The sequence below is a fragment of the Streptomyces sp. NPDC002403 genome, assembly GCF_053593015.1.
The window spans coordinates 499,945-507,849 of the sequence record NZ_JBSFBQ010000001.1 but is presented as its reverse complement, the minus strand read 5'-3'; the positions used below and the strand labels follow the sequence as shown (position 1 = coordinate 507,849).

Sequence of the window (7,905 nt, the reverse complement as noted above, 5' to 3'; positions counted from 1 at the left end):
CATGTGGTCCACGATCGGGCGGGTGAAGGCGTACTGGGTGTCGGTGTCGAGGTTCATCTTCACGACGCCGTTCTCCAGCGCGGTGGCGATCTCCTACTCGGTCCGGGTGTCCGCCCCACAGGCGTATACGGGGATCAGCCGCCGAGCGGAAGACCGTTGGTCGACAGGCCGCTGGTCTTCAAGCCGCCCGCGGGCAGGCCGCCGAGCAGGCCCTTGACCGGGGCGGTGGCCTCGCCGACGAGCTTCTGCTGGCCGGTGCCGAGGAGCTTGGTGGTCGTCTCCTGGACCGGCAGGCTCTGGGTCGCGGTCCCCAGTGCCGTGGTCGCCACCGGCAGGGCGGTGCCCGCGGCGTCGGCCGGCAGCACGGCGGCGGAGGCGGTACCCGCGGCGGCGGCGGCGAAAGCGGCACCGAGAGCGGCAACGCCGAGAGTCCTGACAGCAGACTGCTTCATGTGAAATTCATCCTTGGGGGAGAGGGACGTGGGGGTTCCGAAACGTAGCCGCCCCACCGCCCTCCCCACAAACACTCCGACACACCGGGAAAGGCCGGGAACTCGGCTTCCCGGCCTTTCCGCGCAAGGGCGTCGATCAGCCGACGGAAGCGGAAGAAACGCTGGTCGCGGCGGTCTGCTCGAAGAGCCACTCGGACTTCAGCTCGGCATATCCGGGCTTGATCACGTCGTTGATCATCGCCAGACGCTCATCAAAAGGAATGAATGCCGACTTCATCGCATTGACGGTGAACCATTGCATGTCGTCGAGCGTGTATCCGAAGGTCTCGGTCAGCTTTTCGAATTCACGGCTCATGCTCGTACCGCTCATCAGCCGGTTGTCCGTGTTCACGGTGGCCCGGAAATGCAGCTTCCGCAGCAGCCCGATGGGGTGCTCCGCGTACGAGGCGGCGGCGCCGGTCTGGAGGTTGGAGGTCGGGCACAGCTCCAGCGGGATGCGCTTGTCGCGTACGTAGGAGGCGAGGCGGCCGAGCTTCACACCGCCGTCGTCGCCGACCTCGATGTCGTCGATGATGCGGACCCCGTGACCGAGCCGGTCCGCACCGCACCACTGGAGCGCCTGCCAGATCGACGGCAGCCCGAAGGCCTCGCCCGCGTGGATGGTGAAGTGGTTGTTCTCGCGCTTGAGGTACTCGAAGGCGTCGAGGTGCCGGGTGGGCGGGAAGCCCGCCTCCGCGCCCGCGATGTCGAAACCGGCCACGCCCTGGTCGCGGTAGCGGTTGGCCAGCTCGGCGATCTCCAGGGAGCGGGCGGCGTGCCGCATCGCGGTGAGGAGGGCGCCCACCCGGATCCGGTTGCCGTCCAGGCGGGCCCGCCGCTCGCCCTCGCGGAAGCCCTCGTTGACCGCCTCGACGACCTCTTCGAGGGTCAGCCCGGCCTCCAGGTGCTGCTCGGGGGCGTACCGCACCTCGGCGTACACGACACCGTCCGCGGCCAGGTCCTCGGCGCACTCGGCGGCCACCCGGACCAGCGCCTCGCGGGTCTGCATGACGGCGCAGGTGTGGGCGAACGTCTCCAGGTAGCGCTCCAGCGATCCGGAGTCGGCCGCCTCGCGGAACCAGATGCCGAGCTTGTCGGGCTCGGTCTCGGGCAGTCCTTCGTATCCGCTCGCGAGAGCGAGGTCGACGATCGTGCCCGGACGCAGGCCGCCGTCGAGATGGTCGTGCAGAAGCACCTTGGGTGCACGCCGGATCTGATCCTGGCCGGGCACGTGAAGGGTCGGGCTCATCATCTGCGCACTCTAGTCCCTACGCGCGTAGATTGTCGCTTGTCGATACGTAACAGTGACCGCGAATACGGGTGGCGTACACCCGCCCTTCTGACACTGTTCTGTCATGGCACAGAGCGCACTCCCCCTGCCTGCCGCAAGGCTGGGACGGGCCGTCAGGACGGCCGGAGCTCCGACCGCGGTCAGCGGCGTGGTCCTGCTGCTCCCGGACGGCGAGGCCGACTCGCACCGCCGTCCCTCCCCTCTCTCCTACGCGCTCCAGCTCCCCCTGGCCCGCACCCTGGCCCGCGCCGGCCAGGAGGACGGGCTCGCCGTGCATGTGGTGCGCTACCGCTGCCGGGGCTGGAACGCGACCGACGCACACCTCGCGGCGGACGCCGAGTGGGCGGTGGACGAGGTCGTACGACGCTACGGCGACGTTCCCGTCTGCCTGGCCGGCCACGGCATGGGCGGCCGGGCCGCGCTGCGGGCGGGCGGCCACCCGGCGGTCGGCTCCGTTCTGGCGATGGCCCCCTGGCTGCCCGAGGGCGGGGCCGAGGAACCCGAGCCGGTGAAGCATCTGCTGGGCCGTCACGTACTGCTCGTCCACGGCACCAACGATGCCCGCACCGACCCCGAACTCTCCTTCCGCCTGGCCGAGCGGGCCAAGAAGACCAACCGCGACACCTGCCGCTTCGAGGTCCACTCGGACGGCCACGGGCTGCGCCAGCACCGGGCCGAAGTGATGGCCCTGGCCGCGGACTTCGTACGCGGATCGCTGTTCGGCCGGGCCTACGCGCGCCCGGTGGCCGACGCACTGGCGGCGCCGCCCCCGCTGGGGCTGCGGATGCCGTTGGCGGCGGGGTTCGGGAAGTCGCTGCGGGGCTGAGGGAGCCGGTGGGCCGGCAGGCACAGGAGGCGGAGCTGCCGGTCTTCCAGTTCCTGCACGTGTAAGCCGTAGCCGTTGGTGCTCGCCGTGCCCGGCAGGGCGACGACCAGGCCGTCGGCGAGGACCGCGGTGGCAGCGGCGGCCGTCAGGCCGCGCATGGCGCGCTTCACAGGCTTCCTGCCGTCGCGGCGGGGGCGCCCTTGTCAGTCCGGCAGCAGGTGCCCCCGCCGCGACAGCAGGAAGCGTTTGAAGGCGGCCACGGGCGGTGTGTCCGGGTGGCCGTCCAGCCAGGCGACGCCGATCTCGCGGGCCGCCCTCGGGGCCGTGACGGTGAGTTCGACGACGCCGGGGCGGGGCACGGCGGGCGGCGGCAGCAGGGCCACGCCCAGGCCGGCGGCCACCAGGCCGCGCAGGGTCTCGGCCTCCTCGCCCTCGAAGGCCACCCGGGGGGTGAAGCCCGCCTCGGCGCACAGGTCGTCGGTGATGCGCCGCAGGCCGTAGCCCGGTTCCAGGGTGACGAACTTTTCGTCGGCGGCCTCCGCGAGGCGGATGCGGCGGCGGCCGGCGAGGCGGTGGTCCTCGGGGACGACCAGGCGCAGGCGCTGTTCGTCCAGGCGGCGGGCGACGAGGTCGGGGGCGTCCGGGACGGGTGAGGTGAGGCAGAGGTCGAGGCCGCCGGCCCTCAGACGTTCGATCATCGCCTCGCCGTAGTTCTGCACGAGCTGGAAGCGGACCCGGGGGTGGTCGGCGCGGAAGGCGCGCAGGAGAGCGGGGACGGTCTCCGAGCCCATGGTGTGGAGGAAGCCGAAGGCGACCTTGCCGGTGGCCGGGTCGGCGTCGGCCCGTACCGAGTCGGCGGCCTTCTCGACCTCGGCGAGGGCCCGCTCCGCGGAGCCGAGGAAGGTGCGGCCCGCCGGGGTGAGCGAGACGGTACGGCCCTTGCGGGCGAACAGGGCGACTCCCAGGTCCTGTTCGAGCCTGACCATCGCCCGCGACAGTGTCGACTGCGGGACGCCGAGCTCCTGCGCGGCGCGTGTGACGTGCTCGTGGCGGGCGACCGCCTCGAAGTGGGCCAGTCGCGGTGCGAGCACGGCGCGAATGTCTTCTTCGTAACTACTGGGTGACAGCCGGGGCTGTGAGCTGCGTTCATGCACCATGGGATTGATTATCGTCACTTCGTGCATTGGACGCATGAAACCGGAGAGCCTACTTTCGAAGCATGCCTCCTGCCAGTACCGGGGCGTCCACGCTCACCGTGGCCGCCTCGCCCCAGCCGTCCCCCGTCGCCGCTCCCGCCGCCACCGCCGCGCCGGACCGTCTCGAACCGGGCCGCCCCGGCTACCGCCGGATGAGCTTCGCGCTCTTCGCCGCAGGTGTCGCGACGTTCGCACTTCTCTACTCCACGCAGGCCCTGCTGCCCGCCGTCTCCGCCTCCCTCGGCGCCACGGCCGGGCAGGCCAGCTGGACGGTCTCCGCGGCGACGGGCGCACTGGCGCTGTGCGTGCTGCCGATGAGCGCGCTCTCCGAGCGGTTCGGACGGCGGCAGATGATGACCGCCTCGCTGACGGTCGCCGTGCTGGTCGGGCTGCTCGTCCCCTTCGCCCCCTCGCTGGGCTGGCTGATCGCGCTGCGCGCCGTCCAGGGCGCGGCACTGGCCGGGCTGCCCGCCTCCGCGATGGCCTATCTGGCCGAGGAGGTACGGCCGAAGGCACTGGTCGCCGCGATCGGGCTGTTCGTGGCCGGCAACAGCATCGGCGGCATGAGCGGCCGTATCCTCACCGGCTGGATCGCGCAGCTGTGGGGCTGGCGGGCGGCGCTCGGCGCGGTCGGGGTGCTGGCCGTGGCCTGCGCGGTCGTCTTCCACTTCATGATCCCCCGGGCGCGGAACTTCACCCCCGGGACGCTGAACCCGAAGGCCCTCGCGAAGACCGTCGGCGGACACCTCGCCGATCCGCTGCTGCGCCGGCTGTACGCGATCGGCGCGCTGTTCATGACGGTGTTCGGCGCGGTCTACACGGTGATCGGCTACCGGCTGGTGGAGGCGCCGTTCAACCTCCCGCAGGGCGTCGTCGGCTCGATCTTCCTGGTCTACCTCGTCGGTACGGTCTCCTCCGCCGCGGCCGGCAGGCTGGTCGCCCGGCTCGGCCGCCGGGGCGCGCTGTACCTGGCCGTCTCCACCACGGCCGCCGGTCTGCTGCTCTCCCTCGCCGACCAGCTGGCCGCCGTGCTCCTCGGCCTGGTCCTGATCACGGCGGGCTTCTTCGCCGGGCACGCGGTCGCCTCCTCGTCCGTGAGCCGCACCGCGACGAAGGGCCGCGCCCAGGCGTCGGCGCTCTACCAGTCCGCGTACTACCTGGGCTCCAGCGCGGGCGGCACGCTCGGCGCGGTCGCCTTCCACGCCGGCGGCTGGGCCGGGACGGTCTCGCTGGGACTGCTCGCGGTCCTCGGCGTCGTCTCGATCACGCTGTACGGGACGCGGGCCGCCCGCGCCGAGCGGCGCCGGCCGGTTCCGGTGGTGTCCGTCCAGCACCGGGACACGGTGTCCGTACAGAACTGAGACGTACGGCGCACAACCATCCACTCCCCGACGCGCGTCTAGCAGGCGGAATCACCTCACGGCGCGCGAAGGGGAGTTGGCGTACATGGGAGTCGCGGGGAGCATACGGGGAGTACGGCTGCGGCGCGGGCTCGCGCTGTCGGTGGCGGGCCTGACCGCGGTGCCGGCCCTGGTGCTGGCCACCGGCGGGTCGGCGCAGGCGGCGTCCTGCACGGCGTCCACCGGGCCGTACCAGAAGCAGGTCGAGAAGTATCTGAAGCGGCCGGTCGACGGCAGGCAGTCGGCCGCCGACTGCAAGGCGATCAGGTCGTTCCAGAGCACGTACGGGGTGACCCCCACCATCGGGTACGCGGGTCCGGTCACCTGGCGGACGATGAAGACGCTCACGGCCCAGAAGGCCGCCGGCACGAACCCGAACAAGGACAAGAAGTGCCCCACCAACAAGGGGCGCATCGCGTGCGTGGACCTGACCCGGCAGCTGAGCTGGATCCAGGACGGCAGCAAGCTGAGGTTCGGCCCCGTGCCGGTACGGACCGGGCGGGACAAGTACGAGACCCGCACCGGGTCGAAGAAGATCTACTGGCGCCACATCAACCACGTCTCGTCGATCTACCACGTGTCGATGCCGTACTCCCAGTTCTTCGACGGGGGCCAGGCCTTCCACGCGGTGGGCGTGAAGATGTGGAACCCGCCGGGTTCGCACGGGTGCGTCAACATGCGTACCGCCGATGCCAAGTCGTACTGGAATCTGCTGAGGAACGGCGACGACGTCTACGTGTACGGGCGCAAGCCCGGAACGTGACCGGACCTCGGGCGGTTTCGGTACTTCACGTCCCCGTTGTCAGTGGCCTGCGGTAGCTTCCGGAGTGCCGGGTGAGCGGTGTCACAGCGCAACAGGGGTGGAGCGATGAGTGATCTGACAGCGACGACGGATGTCGACAGCCGTCTGGAGGGACACCGGGTCGAACTGACCGGTTACTGCTACCGGATGCTCGGCTCGGCCTTCGAGGCGGAGGACGCGGTGCAGGACACGCTGGTGCGTGCCTGGCGCAACTTCGACAAGTTCGAGGGGCGTTCCTCGCTGCGGTCCTGGCTGTACCGCATCGCCACCAATGTCTGCCTGGACATGCTGAACGCCGGGAACAAGCGGGCCCGTCCGGTCGATCTGACGGGCCCGACACCGCTCGCCCAGGCGGCGCTCAACCCCCTGCCGGAGAACACCTGGCTGGAGCCGATGCCGGACGGCCGCGTCCTGCCGACGGTGGCCGACCCGGCGGAGGCCGCGGTGGCGCGGGAGTCGGTGCGCCTGGCGTTCGTCGCCGCGCTCCAGCATCTGCCGCCCAAGCAGCGTGCCGTGCTGATCCTGCGCGAGGTGCTGGCCTGGAAGGCGAGCGAGGTCGCCGAGCTGCTCGACACCTCGGTCGCCTCGGTCAACAGCGCCCTCCAGCGGGCGCGGGCCACCCTCACCGAACACGAGGGCAAGCCCGTCGACACCGCGAATCCGCTGGACGAGGAGCAGCGCAAGCTCCTTGAGCGGTACGTGGCGGCCTTCGAGGGCTACGACATGGTGGCACTGACGGCGTTGCTCCATGAGGACGCCGTGATGACCATGCCGCCGTTCGACCTCTGGCTCCAGGGTCACGACGACATCACCGGCTTCATGCTCTCCATCGGTGCGAGCTGTGCGGGCTCGCGGCTGGTGGCGACATCGGCGAACGGCACCCCGGCGTTCGCGCACTACAAGCCGGATCCGGACGGGTCCGGGTTCGTGCCGTGGGCGGTGCAGGTCATCGACATCTCGGACGGGGCGATCACCGGGATGCACTGCTTCCTGGACACCCCGCGCTGGTTCCCGCTCTTCGGGCTGCCGGACCGTCTCGACGCCGACGCGGCGTGAGGGTCGCGTGAGGCGCGGCATACGGAACGGGCTGGTGGCCGGCTGGGTGGTGCTGGCGGCCGGTGGCTGGGGGCTCGCCCAGTGGATGGGCGAGCCGTCCGCCACCGGCGGCCCCGAGCCCGGTTCGGCCCGGCCCACCGGGCCGGGCGGTGAGCCGGGGCCGCAGCCCGAGTCGGCCTGCGACGACGCCGTCGGCCACTCGGCGCGGCGCCCCGCCGCCACCCCGACCCCGCTCCTCCCGACATCGGCGACACCGGTCGACGGCGGGACCGTCCGGTTCTGGGTCTGCGCCGTGGCCGGGCCCTCGGACTGAGCGGGGCGGGGCCGGGGGCGGCTCGTACGCTCAGCGGTCCCCCTCCGATGCCTCGGCCCCCGCCCCCGTTCCGCACCCCCCGTCCACCACGTCCACCACGTCGGCCAGTCCGACCAGGTCCAGCAGGCTCCGCAGCTCGGGCGGCACATTGCGCAGCCGCAGCCTCCTGCCGCCCGCCCGGCGTGCGACGAGTCCCAGCCGCGCTATGGCCTCGACCAGGGCCAGATCCACGTGCACCACCCCTCCCACGTCGCAGTCCACCCCCGTGTCCGGGTCTCGGACGGAGCCGTCGGGGTCGTACAGCAGTGTCTCCAGCTCGGCGCAGAGTCCCGGCACCGCGGCCCTGGTGACGCGGCCGGTGACGACGAGAAGGTTCGGGGTCATGGGTTCCACATCAGGGAGACCGGCCCGGCGGCCGAAACTCATCGCCGGCGGGGCCTCATGCCTTCCGGGCCGCCCGGGCCGGGCGAACGCCACGTACCCGCCCGGCAGCCGCTCCCGCGCCGCCCGGACCCTCCTCCGCCTCCCCT

The 7,905-nt window shown here is 71.7% G+C and carries 9 protein-coding genes; 5 read left to right on the top strand and 4 right to left on the bottom strand.

The window, feature by feature from the left end; all coding sequences use genetic code 11:
• Positions 1–134: 134 nt before the first annotated feature.
• Positions 135–452: a hypothetical protein gene (locus tag ACWCPY_RS02355; protein ID WP_451262384.1), complete on the bottom strand. Its 318-nt coding sequence runs from the start codon at positions 450–452 to the stop codon at positions 135–137.
• Positions 453–588: 136 nt separating this feature from the next.
• The gene (locus ACWCPY_RS02350) at positions 589–1,743 is read right to left on the bottom strand and encodes an adenosine deaminase (RefSeq protein WP_451262383.1); all 1,155 of its coding nucleotides are present in this window, start codon (positions 1,741–1,743) and stop codon (positions 589–591) included.
• 103 nt (positions 1,744–1,846) lie between these two features.
• Between ACWCPY_RS02350 and ACWCPY_RS02345 the strand changes: the two genes are divergently transcribed.
• Positions 1,847–2,608, top strand: coding sequence for an alpha/beta hydrolase family protein (locus ACWCPY_RS02345; RefSeq protein ID WP_451262382.1), 762 nt, complete (start codon positions 1,847–1,849; stop codon positions 2,606–2,608).
• Between the two features lie 203 nt (positions 2,609–2,811).
• Here ACWCPY_RS02345 and ACWCPY_RS02340 read toward each other — a convergent pair whose 3' ends face one another.
• Entirely contained in the window at positions 2,812–3,765 is a 954-nt protein-coding gene (locus ACWCPY_RS02340; RefSeq protein ID WP_329818802.1) for a LysR family transcriptional regulator, read from the bottom strand.
• A 62-nt stretch (positions 3,766–3,827) separates the two neighbouring features.
• On the opposite strand from ACWCPY_RS02340, the gene ACWCPY_RS02335 reads away from it, so the two are divergent.
• The 4 genes from ACWCPY_RS02335 (at position 3,828) to ACWCPY_RS02320 (ending at position 7,375) form a co-directional block, all read left to right on the top strand.
• Positions 3,828–5,165: an MFS transporter gene (locus ACWCPY_RS02335; protein ID WP_451262381.1), complete on the top strand. Its 1,338-nt coding sequence runs from the start codon at positions 3,828–3,830 to the stop codon at positions 5,163–5,165.
• An 85-nt stretch (positions 5,166–5,250) separates the two neighbouring features.
• Positions 5,251–5,967 carry a L,D-transpeptidase family protein gene (locus ACWCPY_RS02330; protein ID WP_451262380.1) on the top strand — a complete coding sequence of 239 codons (717 nt, stop codon included), beginning with the start codon at positions 5,251–5,253 and terminating at the stop codon, positions 5,965–5,967.
• 105 nt (positions 5,968–6,072) lie between these two features.
• Positions 6,073–7,062: a sigma-70 family RNA polymerase sigma factor gene (locus ACWCPY_RS02325; protein ID WP_451262379.1), complete on the top strand. Its 990-nt coding sequence runs from the start codon at positions 6,073–6,075 to the stop codon at positions 7,060–7,062.
• A 7-nt stretch (positions 7,063–7,069) separates the two neighbouring features.
• Entirely contained in the window at positions 7,070–7,375 is a 306-nt protein-coding gene (locus tag ACWCPY_RS02320) for a hypothetical protein (RefSeq protein WP_451262378.1), read from the top strand.
• Between the two features lie 30 nt (positions 7,376–7,405).
• Here ACWCPY_RS02320 and ACWCPY_RS02315 read toward each other — a convergent pair whose 3' ends face one another.
• Positions 7,406–7,801 carry an STAS domain-containing protein gene (locus tag ACWCPY_RS02315; RefSeq protein WP_451262376.1) on the bottom strand — a complete coding sequence of 132 codons (396 nt, stop codon included), beginning with the start codon at positions 7,799–7,801 and terminating at the stop codon, positions 7,406–7,408.
• Positions 7,802–7,905: the final 104 nt, after the last annotated feature.